The sequence below is a fragment of the Halomonas sp. CSM-2 genome (assembly GCF_002119345.1).
Taxonomy (GTDB): domain Bacteria; phylum Pseudomonadota; class Gammaproteobacteria; order Pseudomonadales; family Halomonadaceae; genus Vreelandella; species Vreelandella janggokensis.
Genome location: NZ_NBYR01000006.1, coordinates 118,513 through 139,357 on the forward strand (window position 1 = coordinate 118,513; position 20,845 = coordinate 139,357).

At 55.8% G+C, this 20,845-nt stretch carries 16 protein-coding genes and 1 pseudogene; 9 read left to right on the forward strand and 8 right to left on the reverse strand.

Annotated elements, in window-relative coordinates:
• Nucleotides 1-71: 71 nt before the first annotated feature.
• On the forward strand, nucleotides 72-1,466 hold the full coding sequence (locus B7L15_RS06600; RefSeq protein ID WP_085918208.1) for an aminotransferase-like domain-containing protein: 1,395 nt from the start codon (nucleotides 72-74) through the stop codon (nucleotides 1,464-1,466).
• Between the two features lie 60 nt (nucleotides 1,467-1,526).
• On the opposite strand, the gene B7L15_RS06605 is transcribed toward B7L15_RS06600, so the two are convergent.
• Together B7L15_RS06605 and B7L15_RS06610 are read right to left on the reverse strand one after the other, a co-directional pair.
• Complete coding sequence (locus B7L15_RS06605) at nucleotides 1,527-3,038, reverse strand: alanine/glycine:cation symporter family protein (protein WP_085918209.1); 1,512 nt, start codon at nucleotides 3,036-3,038, stop codon at nucleotides 1,527-1,529.
• Between the two features lie 132 nt (nucleotides 3,039-3,170).
• Nucleotides 3,171-3,932: a metallophosphoesterase gene (locus B7L15_RS06610; RefSeq protein WP_085918210.1), complete on the reverse strand. Its 762-nt coding sequence runs from the start codon at nucleotides 3,930-3,932 to the stop codon at nucleotides 3,171-3,173.
• A 144-nt stretch (nucleotides 3,933-4,076) separates the two neighbouring features.
• On the opposite strand from B7L15_RS06610, the gene B7L15_RS19535 reads away from it, so the two are divergent.
• Nucleotides 4,077-4,214, forward strand: coding sequence for a hypothetical protein (locus B7L15_RS19535; protein ID WP_156524473.1), 138 nt, complete (start codon nucleotides 4,077-4,079; stop codon nucleotides 4,212-4,214).
• Nucleotides 4,215-4,606: 392 nt separating this feature from the next.
• On the opposite strand, the gene speG is transcribed toward B7L15_RS19535, so the two are convergent.
• Nucleotides 4,607-5,161, reverse strand: a complete 555-nt coding sequence (gene speG / locus B7L15_RS06615; RefSeq protein WP_085918211.1) for a spermidine N1-acetyltransferase — start codon at nucleotides 5,159-5,161, stop codon at nucleotides 4,607-4,609.
• A gap of 114 nt (nucleotides 5,162-5,275) precedes the next feature.
• On the opposite strand from speG, the pseudogene ltaE reads away from it, so the two are divergent.
• A pseudogene (gene ltaE / locus B7L15_RS06620) lies at nucleotides 5,276-6,287 on the forward strand (low-specificity L-threonine aldolase).
• Here ltaE and B7L15_RS06625 read toward each other — a convergent pair.
• The 4 genes from B7L15_RS06625 to fhuB all read right to left on the reverse strand — a co-directional run bounded on the left by B7L15_RS06625 (nucleotide 6,288) and on the right by fhuB (nucleotide 11,545).
• Entirely contained in the window at nucleotides 6,288-6,893 is a 606-nt protein-coding gene (locus B7L15_RS06625) for a LysE/ArgO family amino acid transporter (protein WP_085918212.1), read from the reverse strand.
• A 180-nt stretch (nucleotides 6,894-7,073) separates the two neighbouring features.
• A complete protein-coding gene (locus B7L15_RS06630; protein WP_085918213.1) occupies nucleotides 7,074-8,732 on the reverse strand; it encodes a multidrug ABC transporter permease/ATP-binding protein in 1,659 nt (552 codons plus the stop codon).
• 27 nt (nucleotides 8,733-8,759) lie between these two features.
• Nucleotides 8,760-9,539: a siderophore-iron reductase FhuF gene (gene fhuF, locus B7L15_RS06635; RefSeq protein WP_254902861.1), complete on the reverse strand. Its 780-nt coding sequence runs from the start codon at nucleotides 9,537-9,539 to the stop codon at nucleotides 8,760-8,762.
• 5 nt (nucleotides 9,540-9,544) lie between these two features.
• Nucleotides 9,545-11,545, reverse strand: coding sequence for a Fe(3+)-hydroxamate ABC transporter permease FhuB (gene fhuB / locus B7L15_RS06640; RefSeq protein WP_085918215.1), 2,001 nt, complete (start codon nucleotides 11,543-11,545; stop codon nucleotides 9,545-9,547).
• 175 nt (nucleotides 11,546-11,720) lie between these two features.
• On the opposite strand from fhuB, the gene B7L15_RS06645 reads away from it, so the two are divergent.
• Nucleotides 11,721-12,665 carry a siderophore-interacting protein gene (locus B7L15_RS06645; protein ID WP_085918216.1) on the forward strand — a complete coding sequence of 315 codons (945 nt, stop codon included), beginning with the start codon at nucleotides 11,721-11,723 and terminating at the stop codon, nucleotides 12,663-12,665.
• Nucleotides 12,658-13,278 (forward strand): cytochrome b, encoded by a 621-nt coding sequence (locus B7L15_RS06650; RefSeq protein WP_085918217.1) that lies wholly within the window; start codon nucleotides 12,658-12,660, stop codon nucleotides 13,276-13,278. The genes B7L15_RS06645 and B7L15_RS06650 overlap by 8 nt, the downstream gene beginning before the upstream one ends.
• Here the strand turns inward: B7L15_RS06650 and B7L15_RS06655 are convergent.
• Complete coding sequence (locus B7L15_RS06655) at nucleotides 13,264-14,910, reverse strand: cyclic peptide export ABC transporter (RefSeq protein ID WP_176243647.1); 1,647 nt, start codon at nucleotides 14,908-14,910, stop codon at nucleotides 13,264-13,266. The two genes, B7L15_RS06650 and B7L15_RS06655, sit on opposite strands and share 15 nt — an antisense overlap.
• 168 nt (nucleotides 14,911-15,078) lie before the next feature.
• On the opposite strand from B7L15_RS06655, the gene B7L15_RS06660 reads away from it, so the two are divergent.
• The 4 genes from B7L15_RS06660 (at nucleotide 15,079) to B7L15_RS06675 (ending at nucleotide 20,816) form a co-directional block, all read left to right on the forward strand.
• Complete coding sequence (locus B7L15_RS06660; protein WP_085918219.1) at nucleotides 15,079-16,191, forward strand: GNAT family N-acetyltransferase; 1,113 nt, start codon at nucleotides 15,079-15,081, stop codon at nucleotides 16,189-16,191.
• Nucleotides 16,192-16,214: 23 nt separating this feature from the next.
• Entirely contained in the window at nucleotides 16,215-17,507 is a 1,293-nt protein-coding gene (locus B7L15_RS06665) for a lysine N(6)-hydroxylase/L-ornithine N(5)-oxygenase family protein (RefSeq protein WP_085918220.1), read from the forward strand.
• 116 nt (nucleotides 17,508-17,623) lie between these two features.
• Nucleotides 17,624-19,783 carry a TonB-dependent siderophore receptor gene (locus tag B7L15_RS06670; RefSeq protein ID WP_254902862.1) on the forward strand — a complete coding sequence of 720 codons (2,160 nt, stop codon included), beginning with the start codon at nucleotides 17,624-17,626 and terminating at the stop codon, nucleotides 19,781-19,783.
• Nucleotides 19,784-19,925: 142 nt separating this feature from the next.
• Nucleotides 19,926-20,816, forward strand: a complete 891-nt coding sequence (locus B7L15_RS06675; RefSeq protein WP_085918221.1) for an ABC transporter substrate-binding protein — start codon at nucleotides 19,926-19,928, stop codon at nucleotides 20,814-20,816.
• The last annotated feature ends 29 nt before the right edge of the window (nucleotides 20,817-20,845 follow it).

Consider the following 20,845-nt stretch of genomic DNA (forward strand, 5'->3'; position numbering starts at 1 on the left):
GTACACTTAGCCGCTATTAGCAAGACACTGTTTCGCCCTTTTCATGAACAGTTTAGGTGGACAAGTTTGTTATGAAATTCTCGATAGACCGGTGCGCGTCCACCCCCGTTGCCAAACAGCTTGAAGAGGGCATTCGTCAATGGATCCAGCAACATGACGCGACGGGTGGACGTCGCCTACCCTCGATACGCCATTTAACGGCAACACACGGCATCAGCCGCAATGCGGTCATCGACGCTTACGAGCAGTTAGTGGCACTGGGGCTTGTGAGATCGCAACCTGGCTCGGGGTTCTATGTAGCGGATAACGCGCAGAAGCTGGTTCAACCCGCGTCATCAACGCCATTGGACGAAGTGACAAATGGCTTATGGGGCGTGTTTAACGCCGATGAAAAGACGCTGAATCTGGGCTGCGGCTGGTTGCCTAACGATTGGCGCGAAGGGGAAGACCTCACTTACGCCATTCGCCAGGTCACGCGAAAGAGCCGTTCAGGTATTTTCGAGTACAGCACGCCGCAAGGGCCCCAGGTCCTGCGTCAATTGATAAAGGAACGCCTTCGCAACCTGACGATTGATGCTAGCGAACAGCAAGTTGTCACAACCGGCGGTGGCAGCCATTCGCTCGATTTATTAGTGCGCCTATTGCTGTCACCTGGCGATGTGGTGTTTGTTGAATCACCGGGCTATTACAACTTTTTTGGATTACTGCATTTGCAGCGGGTTCAAGTCATTGGCGTCCCTCGCTTAGCCGATGGGCCAGATATCGAGCGATTGGCCGACCTGCTCAATCAGTACCGTCCTAAACTGTTCTATACCAACAGCGTGTTTCATAACCCAACGGGCAGCACGTTAGCCCCCGCCATTGCTCATCGAGTATTACAACTTGCGGCTCAATACAATTTTCAGATTATCGAAGACGATATCTATGCCGATTTCCAACAAGCACCGACACCCCGTTTAGCAACGCTGGATGCCCTTGACCGCGTGTTCTATCTGGGGAGCTTTTCAAAAAGCCTATCCTCCTCACTGCGCGTCGGATTTATCGCCGCACCCGCCACCTGGGTTCAGCGCTTGGTGGATATCAAGATGTTAACCAGCATTTCTGCGCCCCACTTTGCAGAACAGGTCATCATCACCATGCTGCAAAATGGCAGCTATCGAAAGCTGACTGAACGGCTACGTAGTCGACTTTCCAATCAGATGTCGATCGCCCTGACCCAGTTGAAGCAAGCTCAATGGGAAATATTTACCGAGCCGACAGGCGGGATGTTCATTTGGGCAAAGCCGCCTGCTACGCGGCTTGAGACAATTGAGGCAACCGCAAAAAAATGTGGTGTGACACTTTCGCCTGGGCATTTATTTCTACCGGACCATCAAGCCACCCCTTGGTTACGTCTCAATGTTGCTTACATGCAGGACCCAAGAGCCAAGGCGTTTATCGAGGCCGATAGTCAGGAAGCCAACTAAAAAGCGGCCCGCAGGCCGCTTAACGTCATCATTACCTCTGGGATAATACAAAATACACCGTTATGACTTCCCTGCTGGCGGGGTTGATGGCGTTTCTGACTTCACCGGCCATACATCGTCATCGACCAGCTCGGGGCGTTTGAGCACCGAGGGATGAAAGATCGGCTCTTTGATGCCCTCTCGGCGTTGGCGCTCGTAGTCTTTGAGCACCGACACGGCGATGGGCCCCATGATCAGGATGGCAAACAGGTTGGTGGTGGCCATCAGCCCCATCGCCAGGTCGGCGAAGTCCCATACCACGCTGAGCTCGGCCACTGAACCAATGAGCACCATGGCGATGATGACAACTTTAAAGACGGTGACCGCTTTTTGCGCATGACGGCGGAACAGGTACTCGATATTCACCGCAGAAAACGAGAAGTTGGCCAGAATCGAGGTGAAAGCGAAGAAGAAGATGGCCACGGCGATAAAGATTTCCCCGAAGCCACCCAGGTGATCGACCATGGCGTCCTGGGTAAGCTGAATACCTTCGATGCTATCCCCCGCTGATTCAGACAGTAGCCGTTCGTACACGCCGGAAAGCAGGATCACGACCGCCGTACAGCTGCAGATCACGATGGTATCGACAAACACCCCGAACGATTGAACCAGCCCCTGGGCGGCAGGGTGTTTGACCGTGGCCTGGGCAGCGGCGTTGGGCGTCGACCCCATACCGGCTTCGTTGGAAAACAGACCGCGCTTGATGCCGTTTTCCATCGCTGCCTTGATCGCATAGCCCGCGGCGCCACCCACGGCAGGACCAAACCCGAAGGCGCTCATCACAATCAGCGAGAGCATATCCGGCACAGCGGAGAGGTTGGCAAACAGAATCCACAGCGCGACCAGCAGATAGGCAATCGCCATGACGGGGACGATTTTCTCAGCGGTACGCGCTACGGACTTGAGCCCGCCATAAATCACCAGGCCCGCCAGGACCGCAATAACGACCCCGGTTAACCAATTGGGTACGCCAAAGGCGCCATTCATGCCCTGGGCTATGGTGTTGGACTGGGCAGCGTTGAATGCCAGGCCATAGGCAATAATCAAAAATACCGCAAAGAGCGACCCCAGCCAGCGCCATCCCAGGCAGCGTTCGATATAGTAGGCAGGCCCGCCGCGAAATACGCCATCTTCATTACGGTGTTTGTAAACCTGGGCCAGCGTGGATTCGATGAAAGCGGTTGCGAAGCCCACCAGCGCCGTCACCCACATCCAGAAAATCGCCCCCGGGCCGCCAATCCATAACGCCAGCGCCACACCGGCAAGGTTGCCGGTACCAATACGCGCCGCCATTGATGTAGCAAAGGCCTGAAAACCGCTCACCCCTTCGCCGGCGCCCCGGGCCGTTACCGTGACGCGGGCCATATGGCCGAACATACGAAACTGCATGCCACGAGTGATGATCGTGAACCACACACCGGCGCCCAACAGCAGGTACACCAGAATATAGCTCCAGATAAAGTCGCTGACCGGCATCATGACGGCATAAAGGCCATCACGCAGCGGGCCGAGTACCGATTCGAGAATTTCCATGGCCATGCTCTCCAGATTGCTGAATAACGGCGGGAAGTGCCTTGCCCCGCAAGCGAGCGGTAGTCTAAATTCGCGCTCTTATTCGAGTCTAGTCAGTTTTTATTCTTGTCGCATCGTGGTCATTCTGGAGACTTACAGGCCCACCACCCAATCTGACTTAAACAGCGGCGGGCTGAACTCATCAGGATAGCCGCCAGGATTGGCAATAATTCTTGTGCCCTCGCGGCACATATCGACTGGCTCATGGACATGGCCGTGTACCCATAAATGCATTTTGCCCATTAGCTGTGGAAGATGAGATGCAAATGCAGGCGAAAGCGTATCGCCTGTGTACTGGTCAGGGATGCATTCACGCATTGGGGCATGGTGGCTAACCACGACCTTGGGGCCGTCAAACTGATCGTCGAGTGACGCTGTCAGCCAGTTCAAGGCCTCTTGGTGCAGCGCTTTACTTGCCCCGGGGGTCATGATGGTACCGGGATGTGATTCGACAATACGAAAATCAGGCATATAGCGCTTCGCTTTTGTGACCGTGTCTTCTGGATTACGTGTCGGGTTGTCAGCGTAAAGGGCAAAGTCTGTCCATAGCGTTGTGCCGTAAAAACGCACCCCATTGAGGGTGACGGCACGATTGTCCAGAAGCTCAATATCGAGCCGTTCGGCTTCGAGCGCCAGCTCTTCACGCAATAATGGCAGGCAAGTCCCGTAAAACTCATGGTTGCCGGGTACATAGATAATCGGCGTGTCAGGAAAGCGCTGCCGGGCCCAGGCCAAGCCTTCACACTGGCGATGGATATCTCCGGCCAGCACGACGACATCGGCCTCAACATCAGGCAATTCTCGGTGACCGTCAAAAAACTCCAGATGAAGGTCCGATAAAATTCGCAACCGCATCCATTTTCTCCTTTCTTTAATCAAGGCAAAACCCAACACCGCCCGATCCCTAATGGCGGTGCCAATACGACCGTTTGAAAATACTTTGCTGCAGTGCAGCAAAGTCGCTATACTGACGTTGTAGTCCGAATAGGAGGGCCACACATGTCTATATCCAATGTATTCTCGACGCGGGATAGCGAAGTACTCAATTTCTGGACACAGCGCGCATATTGGCAACGCGCCGCCAGTGATGCCCTCGCGGATTATTGCGAGTCATTGACTTATTCCTTGCCCCGTTAGACCAAAAGAGAATAATCGAAGCCGAGCTTATGCTCGGCTTTTTCATCTTGTGAAAAGCTTTTCCATCCAATGACATAGCCTGTTTAAGCCAGAATTGTAAGAATATGCTTACACACGTAAGCCAAAAGACTACGTTTTAAGTACTAGATTGCTGGTAAAAAAGTCCTTAATATCGTTTTTCCGCTAACCATGTTGCGAAGCAGCGCGGCTATTTCTATAACACCACGTTTCCACTCGCCACTCAGGAGTCAACCCCATGCCGTTATCACTCAACGGGGCCAACGTTGATGTTCTCGACGTATGGGCCTCGCGCGCCGAGAAACAGCGCGCTGCGGTAGATGCCATCGCGGCTTACCTAAGCTAGTGACGAACGCCTCTTGATGAGGCGTTTTTTATAAGTCCAATAGATCTGAGCTGTCGGTATCGGTCAACTGCGCCAGGAAAGCTTCCTGCAGGATATACATGCGTTTTACGTCGCGGTATTTGCCATTGATAAAAAACTCCTTCACCAGATGCCCTTCCTCCACAAAGCCGCTCTGCTGATACAGGTGGATCGCCTTAATGTTCTCCACTGCCACGATCAGAAATATCTTGTGTAAATTCAGGATGGTAAAGGAATAATGCAACGCTTGGTGAATCAAGGTCCGAGCAAAGCCTTGGCCCTGATAGTCCGGCGCAATAATGATCTGAAACTCCGCGCTACGGTGAATATAATTAATTTCAATTAACTCGACCAGGCCAATGGCGTTGCCCCTACTGTCCTCGGCAACGAAACGCCGCTCGGCATTGTCATGGATATGCTTGTTGTACAGTTCCTCCAGCTCATCAAAGGACTCATAAGGCTCTTCAAACCAGTACGACATGATGCTCTGGTTGTTATTGAGCTGGTGAACGAAACGCAGGTCGTTGCGCTCCAGGGCACGGAGCTTAAGGTCGGGTGCTGCCATTATTAACGCCTTATCCAAGTCTTTACGCTAGCGTAGCGCTTTTCGCGCTTGTACGGCATGCAGTATGCTCAAGAAAATGTTGTCGTCATTAATCCCGCCGCTCAGGAGATGCCCATGATTGATCTACGCAGTGACACGGTAACCCGCCCCTCCTCTGCCATGAAAGACGCCATGATGGCCGCCCCTGTGGGTGACGATGTGTGGGGCGATGACCCGACGGTCAACGCATTTCAAGCCAATCTGGCCGAGCAGGCAGGTAAAGAAGCCGCGTTGCTGTTTCCCAGTGGCACACAAAGCAACCTGGTGGCGCTCATGGCCCACTGCGAGCGCGGCGATGAGTACATCGTTGGGCAGTCGGCCCATACTTATCGCTACGAAGGCGGCGGTGCAGCGGTCTTGGGCAGCATTCAGCCACAGCCCATTGAGAACGCAGCCGATGGTTCGCTGCCGCTGCAGAAAATCAGCGCTGCCATCAAAGCCGACGATTTTCACTTTGCACGCACCAAGCTACTGGCGCTGGAAAACACCATTGGCGGCAAAGTGCTGCCTGCCGACTACGTATTGAAGGCCACCGAACTGGCACGCGAGCGCGGCCTGGCAACGCATCTGGACGGTGCACGACTATTCAATGCTGCTGTTGCCACCGAGACCTCGCTCAAGCAACTGTGCCTACCGTTTGACAGCGTGTCGCTATGCTTTTCAAAAGGCATGGGCACCCCTATTGGCTCGGCCCTGGTGCGGTTCGCAAGCACTGATCGACCGCGCACGGCGCTGGCGTAAAGTGGTGGGTGGCGGCATGCGCCAGTCAGGCATTATCGCCGCTGCCTGTCAGTATGCGTTGGATCATCACATGGCGGACTTAGCCGACGATCACCGCCGTGCAGCGCGCCTGGCAGAAGGTTTGGCGAGGTTGCCGGGCGTCGAGATTACCTCCCAGGCAACTAACATGGTATTCGCGCACTTTCCCGACGAACACGTTCAGCCGCTCTCCGCCTGGCTCAAAGAGCACGGCATTTTGATTGAACTACTCTACGCCACGCGCCTCGTCGCACACCGCGATATCAGCGATGAAGATATCGACAAGGTTACCGCAGTGATGGAGGCCTATTTTAGTCGCCACGGATGACTAGCTGGCGTTAAGCGCAAGATGCACGGCAATCCCAGCCATCATCAAACCAATCAGGCCATCGATAGTGCGCCACGCAATGGGCTTTGAAAGCCAAGGCGACAGTGCGGCACCGCCCCAGGCCAGCAAGCTAAACCACAGTATGGAGGCGGTGGAGGCCCCCGCCACAAAAACCCCGGCGCTCTCCTGCTGAGCGCCAATGGCAGGGATCAGCAGCAGCGTGTCCAGGTACACCTGAGGGTTGAGCACTGTGACGGCAAGGGTCGCGAAAATCACTTTGGTTAAACTGCGCGCCTTGCCCGCTTCCGCGTTCAGCCCCTGCCGCCCGCTAACGGCTCTAAACAGTGCCTGGGCCGCCAGCCAGCTTAAAAACACCACACCCACCCAGCGCATGACCTCCATAGCGCTGGGCATCGTCAGCAGGAAGGCGCTCACCCCAAACATCCCCGCCGTGAGCAGAATAATATCCGCGCTTATACACAGTCCTGCCGACCACCAGTGGTACTCACGACGAATCGCCAGCCCCAGGATGTAGGCATTCTGCGCGCCAATCGCCATGATAATACCGCCGCACACCACCAGTCCGGTGATATAACTTTCCCACATTGCCCTGCTCCCATTGCCGGAATTAGCGTCGTGTTGATAAATCCTGGCACTAAGGTAACGGGCAGCACTGATAACTAAAAATCATCCTGCTAATGGGGTATTAGTTTTTCTTATTTAAAAAAATTCCTCAGAGACTGCCTGAACCAGCCAATGGTGGAACTGATTTTAGCCATTACGATTTCACTCATTCACCCTCGCCACCGCATCGCGGCTGGCCGCTTCCCGCTGCTCACCGGTGAGTTCGACCAAATGCCCCTGGCGCATTTCCAGCAGGCGGTCGGCCTGGTCGAAGTAATGATCATCGTGGCTGATGACCACCAGCGTCTTGCCGAGTGCCCTTAGCTGCGGCAATAGCTCGCGGTAAAAGACTCGCCGGAACTGCGGGTCCTGGTCGGCGGCCCACTCGTCGAGCAGCAAGAGGTCGCGCTGCTCGGCCACCGCCAGCAGCATCGCCAGGCGCTTCCGCTGCCCCTGGGAGAGGTTGGCGTTGGTGACTCGATCGCCGTCAAAATCGAGCTTGCTGTGCATGCCCAGCGCTGCCAGCCACTCTTCCATCAGCGCCGGGTCGGGTGACTCGCCCGCTGGGCCGATCAAGCGGTCAAACAGGTGCAGATCGGTGTAGATCGCCGAGATGTGCTGGCGATAGGTTGTCCAGTCTTCCTCCTGAAGCGGCCTGCCATCGACCCTTATACAGCCGCTTTGGGGCTGGTATAGCCCAGTCAGAAGCCTTGCCAGGGTCGACTTGCCGCTGCCGTTACCGCCGATCAGAAATAGCACCTCGCCGCGTTTTAACGTCAGATCAATAGGGCCAATGGCAAAACCCGGCCGCGCCTCTTCCGCGGGGTATCGATAGGTGATTTGATCCAGCGCCAGCGTTTGCCACTCATGACGCTGGGTAGAATGTCCGAACGGTTCGTGGTGTTCGGCCAGATCGAGCGAGCTAATTTTTTCGAACGCTACCCGGGCGTTGATCAGCGGCGGAAAGGCGCCAATGGCCTGAATCAGCGGCGCGCGCAGAAATAGCAGCGTGAGCGAGAAGGTGGTCGCCACCTGCGCCGACGACCAGCCGAGGCCATTGGCCAGGAAGAACACCACGCCGATGGCGCCCAGCATCATGATGTTGAACCAGTTCACCGCGCTGAGATGGTAGGTATCGCCGCGAATGATATGGTGGCGATACGCTTCGGCGTTGGGGGTGTAAACGTCACGGTACAGCCACTCGGCGCGGTCGCGATTGAGCGCCAGTTCTTTGCGCCCTTCGATCACCGACTGGTAGTCCTCATAGAGGCGGTCTTCAGCATCGCGCAGCTTGGCCATGTGCCGATAGACCTTCGCTACCAGGCGCATGCCCACCAGAATCGTAAAGATCACCCAGAGCGCCGTCACGGCCAGCATGGCAGGGGCGAGCCAGGCCAGATAAAGGGTCACGCCCGCCGTCAGCACCCCACCCTGCACCAACTCCGGCAGGCGCACGAAGGCCACAGTGATATAGCGCACGTCACTGGATAAGCTGGCCAGCAACCGTGCACTGCCAATCTGTTCGATACGCTCGATATCGGTATCCAGAATGCGCTTGATCAGCTGCCCCCGCAGCCTATAGACGAAGTGGTGACCCAGGGTGGTCAAGGCTAATTGCGAGGCCAGGGTGATCGCCAGCAACAACGCCACCAGCGCCAGAAACTCAGGCAGGATTCGCCAGGGATCAGCGAAGGTGCCTAGCATCCGTTCATTGATATAGGCAATGACCCCGATGCCAAGGCCAGCGCTGACCAGGCTGAGCACCACCACCGCCACGAAGGGCCAGCGGTAATCACGCCAGACAATCCTCAACAACTCCATGAATAGGGCTCCTTGGCGATTCGGGGGTTAGCGCCGACGCTTGGTCGGCTTGTTTTCAGGTTTGAGTGGGCAGCCGCCACACAGGGGTTCGCCGGGCAACCTGTATTTGATGCAGCACAGGCGCCTCACCCTGGACGGCGTCTCAGCGCCCAGTTCAAGATAACGTACCGGCTGGTAGAGCGGATTGCGCCGCCCATCGGGAAGCGTCCTGGTGTCGAGATAATCCAGCAGCGGCTCACCCGCGCCAGTAAATTCCGGGTGCCGGGAGCAGGTCTTCCCCACAAACTCCACATAGTGACCAAGGTTGCTCCAGAACACCTTTTCAGACAGCCCGGAGACCACCGCCAGCGCTTCGATGAGCGGTGCACAGTGGTCATCGAATAGGCGGCTGAATCGCGCCTGGGGCGCTTTGGACGCCAATGGCACGCCCCCGTGGGGCAGCCAGATACGCGCGGTCTGGCCCTTATCGCCAAGCGCCAGCCGCAACGCATCCCCACCCACCGGTAAGTCGTAACCCAATAACAGATTGGCCACCAGCGTCGGGATCGAGACACTGCTGAAATGAAACTTCGACCAGATCGACGCAATGGCTTTGGGGTCAGCATCGTCACCGTGGCTGCGGCCATAGCGCGCCAGTTGCTCAATCAAGAAGCCTCGATCCAGCAACGCAGAGGCCGCCAGCGTCGGCTCATCAGGCGGACCAAACGCCGGGGCCTTCATGTTATCCAGCGGCGGCTGGCGGTAAAGCGCCAACAGCGCCTCCGCAGGATCTGCCGCTGCCAAAAGCTCACTCGGTTTGGTCGCCATGTTATTCATAGCCGCCGCAGCCCCCACATAAAGTAAGCCCCGCCAATCAAGGAGGCGACCAAGCCGGCCGGTATCTCATACGGGAAAATGATTTGGCGCCCCACCCAGTCCGCCAGCACCATCAATAGCATACCGATCAGCGCAGCCCCCAGCAGATGCTGCCCTGCCCGGGAGAAGCCGACCAGGCGCGCCATATGCGGCGCCAGCAGGCCAATAAACGAAAGCGGCCCTACCACCAGAGTGGCGCAGGCGGTGAGTAGCGCCACCAGTACCAGCAACGCCAAACGGGCGCGGTTGAGGTTGACCCCCAATGCCCGCGCGGTGGGTGCCCCCAAAGGCAGGATATCCAGCCAGCGGGTCAACGGCAGCGTCACCAGCGCCAGCGCGGCAGCGATTACGCCGACGATCACCGCATTGGTGATATCCACATAGTAGGTAGAGCCCGCCAGCCAGGCGATCACCTGCTGGCCACGTGGATCGCCACCCGCCAGCATCACGCTGCGCACCGCATCAAACAACGCACTGACCGCCACCCCGGTGAGCAGCAAACGCTCCGGGAGATAACCACTCTTGCGGTTAATGCCCACCAACACCAGCAGCGTCGCAAAAGCCCCCAGGGTACCTACGCCAATCAGCATCATATTGGTGGGCGCAGGCAGAAGGAAGATGCCCAGAATCAGCGCAATGGCACAGCCCCCGCTGATACCCAGCACTTCGGGGCTGGCCATAGGGTTGGCGGAAAGGCGCTGGAGAATCGTCCCGGCAGTCGCCAACATTAAGCCACTGGCGGCGGCCGCCATCACCCGGGGCACGCGCCACTGCATGACGTTCCAGTTATCAGGCGACAGCAAATACCAGCCATCAACTCCCTGTCCAACCAACAGACCAAGCAGCGTAGCCCCCAGAAGCGCGAGGATTAAAGCGGTGGCCAAGCGGGTAGGTGCGGGGTGGCGATGGGCGAAAACACCCGCCCCTTTCGGCGGCTGGTCGCCCTGCAGCTTCAGGCGTGGAATCAACCACATTAACAGCGGCGCCCCTAGGGCACCGGTAATTGCACCCGTCGGCACAAAGGCCGCCACCATCCCACCGAACTGCTGCAGCAGCAGATCCGTGGTAGCCAGCAGCACGGCCCCCAATAGCGTCGACCAGAGCAGCCGCGGTCCCAGGCGCCGCGCACCAGCCATGCGCACGATATTGGGCGCTGCCAAACCGATAAAACCGATGATGCCTACCACGCTGACAATGCTGCCGGTAATGAATACGGCCAACCCCATGCCCGCAAAGCGCAGATAGGCAAGCGATACCCCCAGGCTCTTGGCGCTGGCATCGTCAAGCTCCAGCACCGCCAGAGGGCGCAGCAGGAACCAGGCGGCGACACAGCTAATCGCCAGCCGCGGCCAGAGGGTGGCAACGCCGTCCCAGCCGTTTTGCGCCAGAGAACCCGCCCCCCAGATCAGCAGCCCCGAGAGCGCCTCGTGGTTGAACAGCAGTAGCGCCGTAGACAGCGCCCCCAAGTACAGATTGACCACCAAACCCGCCAGCACCACCACGATCGGCGCCAGCCCGCGCCGCCAGGAGAGCAGGAAAACCAGCCCCACTGCCAGCGCGCCGCCTAACAAAGCCACCCATTCGCGGCCAGCCACCAGCAGGCCCGGCGCCAGCAAGGTGGCGGCCATCAACGCCAAATTAGCGCCCGACGCCACTCCCAGAGTAGTGGGCGACGCCAAGGGGTTGCGCAGCACCTGCTGCATGAGCACGCCTGCCAGCCCCAAGCCGCCCCCGGCCAGCAGCGCGATCGAGAGGCGCGGCCACCAAGCATAGTGAAGCAGCAGCTCATCAACGTTCTCGAAGGAAGGCGCCACTAATGCCTGTAGCCCTATCGTAATTCCCCCTTGGCCCTGCAGGCCCAGCCAAAATAGCACCGCCATCGGCAGGCTAAGCAACAGGCAGGCTTTCGCGGGCGACATGCCTCCCACCCGATGGGCAACTTGCGAGGCGCCTAGCATAGTGGACACCCTCTTGTGAACACCGAACAGCTCGCCACGCGGGGCATAATAGGCAACAGCGTCATTGTCTAAGCCTTAATCGTTCAGGAGGTTAATGATTAAATTATTGACAACGATTCTAAATGATAATAATTAGCACTACAATTGACTCCTTATATAAAAAGGAGGCATCACAATGGCAACCAAACCGAGCTACCGGCTTTTTGATATCACCCTCGCCCGGCGCACCCAAGTCAGCGCCTCATTAGTCAGGTTTACTTTCACTGGCCCGGAAGTCAGCCAAATGGCGACCTACGCCCCGGATCAGCGCGTCAAGCTGTTCTTCCCCGAAGGCGGTGGCAGTCTCGACCCGCTGTTTGAGATCGCCAAGCTGGAAGAGCACGACTGGTACGGTGCCTACCGCGCACTGCCGGACGCCCAGCGCCCCTCTGCGCGCACCTACACCATCCGAGCCCTTCGCCCAGAGAAGGCTGAGGTGGACATCGAATTTGTACTCCACGGCGACAATGGCCCCGCGTCGCGCTGGGCAATGCGCGCCCGTCCCGGTGACCGACTCGCCATGACGGCCCCCGACGCCAATGCGGAAGGCCCCAAACTGGGCTTTGAGTGGAAGCCACCCCAGAACGTGCGCCGAATCCTGATTATCGCCGATGAGACCGCCCTCCCCGCGGCGGCTGGCATCCTGGAAACCCTCGATGACCTGCCGCTCAAACCCAGGGCCGAAGCGCTGTTCGAAGTGCCCCGCAGCGACGATGTCCAGCCGCTGCCCCAGGTCGCCAAGCTGAACTGGCTGGCCCGCGAGGCTGAGCCCGACTGCCAACACGGTGAGCTGCTGATGAGAGCGTTGCGTGATATCGATTTGCATACGGAAATTCAAGCACTAGGCGGCACGCCTGCTAACACCACTACCAGCGCCACGACCAACGACGAAAGCGACGATGAGGACGGCCCGCTCTGGGAATCCGCCACTCTGGACGATAGCGCGCCCTTCTACGCCTGGATTGCTGCTGAAACCAAGGTCGCCATGGAGCTGCGTCGCTACTTGGTTAACGAGTGTGGGCTACCCAAAAAGTACGTCACCAGCATGGGCTACTGGCGCAAGGACAAAGCCAATGGATAAAGGTGCAGTAAACGGCACAGCGCTCAGCAGTGATCACACAAGCAAGCCAGTTCAAGCGACCATTGGCTGGCGAGACAGCCCCAGCCACTACGGACGCATAAGCCGTACACTGCACTGGCTGACCGCCGCGCTGGTCACGCTGCAATTTACCGTGTTGCTGGCCTGGCGAGGGATGGGCGAAAACGCTATCACGCTCTTTTTGGCGAGCATCGGGCCTCATGGCTCCTTGGGTTTTATGCTCCTGATCGTAACCCTGACGCGACTTGGCTGGGCATGGGTCAACCGCAAGCAGCGTCCTCCGCAGCCGCCTGGATGGGGTGGTCGCATGGCGCGCCTTGTACATATCGCCTTTTATGGGCTGCTGATTTGGCTACCCGCTTTTGCCATTCTGCGTCAGTACGGGCGTGGCGGGGCGCTGCGCTTTTACGGTATGGAGCTACTGCCCGAAGTCGAGCGCGACATCACCTGGATGACCGCCCCCGCCGCTCTTCTCCACGGCCCACTCTCGTGGCTGCTGTGTGGGTTGGTCATCGGCCATATCTCGATGGCGCTGATTCACAGGTTCTGGCTCAAGGACAAGGTATTGGCGCGGATGGTGTCAAGTGGCCACTGAGGGTGCCACCTCCACCTCAGCGTCAGCCGACTGCTCTGGTGCCAACAGCTTACCGCTCTCCAACCGCACCAACCGATCCGCGAGGTGGAAATAGCGGTCATCGTGGGTGATGACCAGCACCGCCTTGCCCATGCGTTTTAGCTCGGGCAATACCTCGCAGTAGAACACTTCCTTAAATAACGGATCCTGATCCGCCGCCCACTCGTCAAACACCAAAAAGAGCCGATCCTCAAGGTAGGCAACCACCAACGCAAGACGCTTACGCTGCCCCTGGGAAAGCGACTGGGTAGTGAAGGCACCGTTCTCAACCCGCACCTTGTGCTGCAGGTGCAGCTTGGCCAGCAGGCGGTTGCCCTCTTCGTCGAGGTCTTCCCGCGGCGCTTCCAGCAGGCGCTCGAAAAGATGGAAGTCTGAAAAGACGACAGAGAAGAGCTGCCGGTAAGCATCCCAACCATCTGCCTCGACACGCTCGCCATTGAGCAATACCTCGCCACCCTCCGGCGGGTAAAGTCCCACCACGACTTTGGCCAGCGTGGTTTTACCGCTACCGTTGCCCCCCACCAGAAAGACCACTTCCCCCGGCGTAAAGCTCAGATTGATCAGCCCCAATTCAAAGACGTCATCGCTCTGCTCGTGATAGTACTGATGGGTGACGTCGCGCAATTCGAGATGTTGAAAATCAGGCACCTGAGGTGATGTTTGCCGCTCCTGCCCCTGGGGCATCTCGCGGGTGATGTCATCGATGCGGCTAGCGGCGACCCGCGCCATATTGATCCGCGGAATATTGATCAGTAAGCCTTCCAGGGGCGTCACCATATACACAAAGACCAGGGCAAAGCCGGTCATGACCTGGGTTTGGTTAGGCCCATTGCCCGCCAATACAAACAGCACCAGGCCAATAAAAGCGTACATCAGGAACTGCCCCCAACTGGTCGAGATCACGAACAGCGACATGCCATGGGTACGCAGCCGCCGCACGCCTTCAACCGACGCTCCCAGTACCTGATTCATGAACGTGTGGCGCTTGTCCTGATGCAGGCGAAGCTCTTTCGCCCCATCGGTCAGCGCACGGAAATGCCCAAATAAGCGATCCTGCTCTGAGGACGCACTCTGGAGGTAGTGAATAGCGCGTAAGTGCACCAGGTGATAGCCAACAGCGCCCAAGCCAATCACTCCCAGTGCAAACAAGAACACCTGCCATGACAGCATCGCCAGGTAGCCCAAGCACCCCACCACGATGACCGTATTGGTCAATATCACCGGCAAGCTAACGAACAGTACCGCCACATTGTTGCTGTGCTCGGTGAGCGCTGACTGGATCCGCGCACTGCCCACGCGCTCGAACTGAGCAAAGGGGGTCTCAGCCACACACTGGGCGACAAAACTACGCAACTCAGCCAGGGCACGCTGCCCTAACCGCTCAAACAGCGCCGTCGACACCATTCGACAGAGCATTAACGCCACAGCAATACCCGCGAAGGCCCAAGCCGCACTGGCATGACTGGCGGCATCGCTGGTCAACGCGGCATTAATTTGGGCAATCAGCAGTACGCTGAAAAGCCCCGCGAGAATACTGGCCAGCGCAGCGGCGGTCATCAGCCCGCGGGTTCGACGAATCAGATAGACAAGCACGTTCACCTCGTTGGGAAAGCAATTAGAAAGCGACACCTATCCATACAGACGAATCGTCAACCCCAAAAATTAACCCATATTTATGTAAACAAACCTCATTCTCATTCGTCTTTAGATAAGGAAATCAGTAATAACGCCTTTTTGTTGATATTTAATAGGAGCGTAGCGGTGTCCCGTTCTGTCCAGGCACAACCCCAGGTACACGTACCTTCCGAAAGCCACACGGTGGCCTCGCTGCTCTCACGCCCCGAGGGCTACACCTATCAAGTCATTGGTGATACCACCACGCAGTCGCTGATCGTAAAGGGTGATCACGAACGTCTTGAATGGTCATTAGTGGACGATAGCAACACCTTGACGCTGCGCTGGCCGCAGCGCTCAGCGCCACCACTCCCGGCATTGCTTGCCGCTATCGAGGGGGCTTTTGCCGTTTACCCTGGCAGTGTTGCGCTACGCCTTCAGCTACCTAGTGCTTTGCACACCAAGCTGTGTGCCACTGGCGTCGCGGTGAGAGATAGCCACGGAGCGCTGTGGGCCTATGCGGAGCTCTTTTGGCAGTTACCGACGCTTTGGCTTACCCCACCACCCACGCGCCCTTACCCGCAGCAGCCCATATTGGAGAATGGAAAACGACACCCACGTCGCCCGCCGCGCCCCAGTGGCACGGTGTATCAGCGCCATATTGCCTGGCTGGATGCCACCCTGAGTTTTCGCGTCCTTGACCTGGAACAGGACCTTGAACGCTTCAACCGCTGGATGAACGACCCGGTCGTCGCCCATTTCTGGGAAGAACAGGGGGATTTGGCGCAGCATCGCGAGCGGCTGGAAAGCACGCTCCAGAATCCCAGCGTGGTACCGCTGATCGGCTGTATCGACGGTGAACCCTTCGGGTATTTCGAGACTTACTGGGCCAAGGAAGACCGCATCGGCGCTTATTACGACGCCGATGATTTTGACCGCGGCTGGCACGTGCTGATCGGCGAAGCCGCTTTTCGCGGGCGGCCCTATGTCGCGGCCTGGCTGCCCTCTATCTCGCACTATTTATTCCTGGACGACTGCCGCACCCAGCGCCTGGTGATCGAGCCCCGCGTGGATAACGCCAAGATGCTGCGCAACCTTGCCCAGTGCGGTTACGCCCATGTGAAGGTGTTCGATTTCCCCCATAAGCGAGCCATGCTCGGCATGCAGCTACGCGAACACTTTTTTAACGAGCGCAGCTGGATTCCGCTGCCGCCCCACCCTGGGTCAGCGCCACGACCCGACCCACGCTTCACCTTATAAACACGTCAGCCACGAGGACGCTTATGCATATTCACGACTTGATCGGCATCGGTTTCGGCCCTTCCAATATTGCCCTGGCCATTGCGCTCGACGAACAGCGCCAGGCGGGGAACGCACGGGATGCCTTCTTTATTGAGCGCCAGCCCTGCTTTGCCTGGCACCCGCATATGCTGCTGGACAATGCCCATATGCAGATCTCTTTCCTCAAAGACTTGGTCACGCCCCGCAACCCAGGCAGCCGTTTCAGCTTTCTCAACTATCTTCACAGCAAAGGCCGTCTGCAGGACTTTATCAACCTGCAGACCTTCTTCCCCAGCCGCCACGAGTTCAATGACTACCTGAGCTGGACGGCCAGCCACTTTGAACACCAGTGCGCCTATGGAGAGGATGTATTTGAAGTACTGCCCGAAACGGATAACGACGAGGTCGACTACCTTCGCGTGCGTTCACGGGATGAGAGCGGTGCGGTGCAGGAAAGGCTCACCCGTTCACTGGTGATCAGCGTGGGCGGCGCGCCCAATGTGCCTGAATGCTTCGCCGGCCTAAAAGACGACCCGCGGGTCTTCCACTCCAGCCACTACCTTCGTGAGCTGGCCAAGCAAGACGCCCCCAAACGCATTGCGGTGATCGGTGCTGGCCAAAGCGCCGCGGAGATATTCCTGGATCTGCACGGCCGCGAAGGCATTCAGGTGGATCTTATTAGCCGAGCGTGGGCCTTTAAGCCCTCGGACGATAGCCCCTTCGTTAACGAGATTTTCAATCCCGAATACACCGACTATGTGTTCAACAACCCCACTGGGCAGCGGGAAGCGTTGCTGCAGGAGTACAAGAGCACCAACTACTCAGCGCCTGACTTGGCGTTGATTCAGGAAATTTACGATGTGTTCTACCAGCAAAAAGTGACCGGCCAGGCCCGCCACCGCTTCCGCCGCCGTCATGAGGTCATTGGCAGCGAAGCAACTAACGAAGGCGTCGAGCTCAACGTGCGAGACCTGGAGACGGGCCATACGGATATCACCCGTTACGACGCCGTGGTGTTAGCCACCGGCTATGTACGCGACACCTATAAAAAGCTACTGGCCCCGGTTGAAGACTACCTATCTGACTTTGCCGTCAACCGCCACTATCAGCTTTACACCAAGCCTGAATTCAAACCGGCTATTTTCCTGCAGGGAAGTTGCGAGCCCACCCATGGCTTGAGCGACACCCTGCTGTCGATTTTGGCGGCGCGGACAAGTGAGATTTGCGAGGCACTCGATCAGACAACCGCCTTGTCTACCTCATCCCCCTGTAAGCAAGAAGTTCCCGCGCCGTAGTGCCCAACCCCGGTGTTCACAAGGTGTTGACATCGGGTTACAGCTATGCATAATACAAACAATAACAATTAGTATTTACAAAAAGCCAAAACGATATACATCCAAGGAGAACACTTGTGAATCAACCTACTTTCCGCAAGCGGTGGTTAACAGCCGCTGTTGCTGTTGCTGCCTGCAGCTCGTCAACGGCGGTGCTTGCTCAGAGTAATACAAATTTATCGACAGACCGTGATGGCAGCGAGCTGTCTACACTTACTGTCACCGGGGAGCGCTTACCCTTCGGTATGACCGAAAATAGCAATTCCTATACGAGTGAAAGCGCTAGTATAGGTTTGGCTTCAGAGTCTGTTAAGGAAACACCGCAGTCGGTAAGCGTTGTGACACGTGAACGCTTGGATGATCAAGGGACGACCTCCCTGTCTGATGCCATGCGCAATGTGACGGGCATCACCGTTCGCGAATACGGCCCAAATCAATATGAAATTAAAGCACGAGGCTACAATATTGGCTCATTTCTAGTAGATGGTAGTCCAATTCAAGATACGGGTAGTGCCTGGGAAAGCGCTGGTGTATTCGATACGGCTTTGCTCGATCGTATTGAAGTGCTTCGCGGTCCTTCGGGCATTCTTCAAGGTGCTGGCGAGCCTAGTGGCACCATCAATCTGGCCCGCAAACGCGCCCTAGCGGAATCTCAAACATCTGTATCATTATCTGCTGGTACAGATGATGCTTATCGCGGCGTTGTCGATGTTACCGGCGCACTGGACAAGGAAGGGAACATAAGAGGTCGCTTCGTCGGCGTTTATGACGATAGAAATTCTTTTATTGATCAAGGTTATTCCGAAAACCAAGTAGGCTATGGCACAATCGAATTTGATTTGACCCCTGAAACAACACTTTCAATCGGGGCTACTGCTCAAGATGAAGAGTTCCGTCCTCACTCCGGATTGCCTACCTACAGTGATGGCACGCTGCCCAATGTAGATCGCTCGACCTACCTCGGATCTGACTGGGATAAGCAGACAGGAGACGCGCAACGCTATTTTATGGAACTGGATCACCGTCTAGCCAATGGAGGAGCCATAACATTCAAAGCGAACCGCCTGGATCGTGATGCAAGTCTTAGAAAAAGCAGTGAAGGCGTACTACAGGCCGACCCTACAACAGGGAATTTTGCTATACGCCAAATTGCATGGGATACGACTAAACAAGATGACTATTTCGAGGCTCAAGCTCAATCACCATTTACGCTGCTAGGATCAACACATGATGCAATCGTTGGAGCAAGCTATCAAAATAGTGAATTGAATAATCAGTGGGTATTTGGTGAACCAGTTTTTCTGCCTCAAAACCTTTTCGAACCCAACAATAGCTCTCCGGAACCGGCTTTTGACGGCACACCAGGTAGAACCCAGTTTAATACTGAGCAACGTGCCACCTATGGCAAGATAAATTTCAATGCTTCTGACTCACTTACCGTTTCACTTGGGGGCCGTGTTAACTGGTGGGAGACAGATAACTTTAGTGGGGGTGAGCCTTCAAGCGATACTGGCAGAGAGTTCACTCCTTATGCTGGGCTTATTTATAGATTAAATCCTGAGATAAATCTTTACACTAGCTACACTAGTATTTTTGAACTTCAAAACGCAGTAGACGAAACCGGGGATGCCATCAAACCCCGCGAGGGCGACCAAATTGAAGCTGGCATAAAAGGCTCACACTATGAAGGTAATCTAAATTGGCATGCGGCGATTTTCCGCATTGAAGATACAAACCGCGCCTTTTCAGATCCAGATAGACCTGGAGTCTCTATTCCCATTGGCGAAGCAAAAAGTGAAGGGTTCGAACTGGAAGTCAGTGGTCAGTTGATGCCTCGCTGGGATATCAGCGCTGGTTATGCTTATACGGAAACAGAATTCGTAAGGGATGCCAATTCAGAAGGACTTACGCTATCACCAGATACGCCGGAGCATAACTTAAATCTATGGTCACGTTATCGGTTCAGCGATAATCCAAATCAGGGTTGGCGCGTTGGTGCAGGCGTAAATACCTATAGTGGCATTTATGCTGAAAGTGGTGATGCCCGCACTGAACAAGGCGGCTACACAACAGTATCGGCATTGGTCGGCTACCAAGTAAATGAGAACTTAGATATCTCATTAAATGGCAATAATCTCACTGATAAAGAGTATTTCTCTACCGTCAGAGGTGCAACAAGACACAACTATTATGGCGCACCTCGTAACTTCATGATGACTATGAAGTATGACTTCTAAAAATTAAAAATAATTATTTTCCAGCCCTGTCCCAGCAGGGCTGAATCATATTCCTCCACTAAAAAATAAAAATCCACACACTCAATCTAAAAAAATGAAAATTTTATTGAAATAACCAAACTATTTCCTCAAAGGCGTTACTGTGAAACCTTTAAATCTTATTTCTATAAAATGGCGCTTTACTGCTTATACGGCATGCTTTTTATTAATAGCCAACTCATCAATGGCAGCTAAAGGCCCCTCCTCCATTTCAGTTTTTGATTGGACTATTGCAGAAACACTTCTCTCGCTTGAACCTGACTCTGCATCACTAGGTAATATTGATGCTTTCCACACATGGACTGGCGCTGAATATAAAGATACCGACATCACCGATATTGGAACACAGACTTTTCCAAATATGGAACTGCTCAGTAATATTTCACCAGAGCGAATACTTCTTTCTCCTAGCCAGACCCGCTTAGGCCAAAGGTTACAGGATATTGCACCTACCACTATTATCCAATCCTATCCCTATGTCAGCAATAGACACGACAGCCTGTGGGCAAGTCTCGATGCATTTACCCTTGAGATTGGCAGAGCCGTCAATCAAAGGGAAGAAGCGGAAAAGCTGATATCGAACACCCGATCTCATCTCGATGCATTGAAAAACGAGATAAAACCTCAGCCACCTTTGCTCATCGTTCAGCTAGTCAACGAGCATTATGTCCGCGTATATGGTGACAACAGTATGTTTCAGGGTGTACTTAAAAAGTTGGATTTAAGCAACGCATGGACAGAAAAAACCAATCAGTGGGGCTATTCATTGGTAAGCATCAGGGAGCTTTTTAATGTGGAAGAAGCGAGGCTGGTTGTCCTAGAAAGTGCCTTCCCGGTAGGTATAGAAAATCGTATCGATACTAGCGGTATGTGGCGTTATCTTCCCAGCGTCCGGCGTGGGGATTTTATCGTTCTGCCCTCTTCTTTTTGGATAGCCGGCGCCCACCCCTCCGCTCAACGCTTTGCCGATGCCTTGGCAAAAGCTTTGCAATAGGCTCAACTCAAATGAGCTACTCTTTTCTT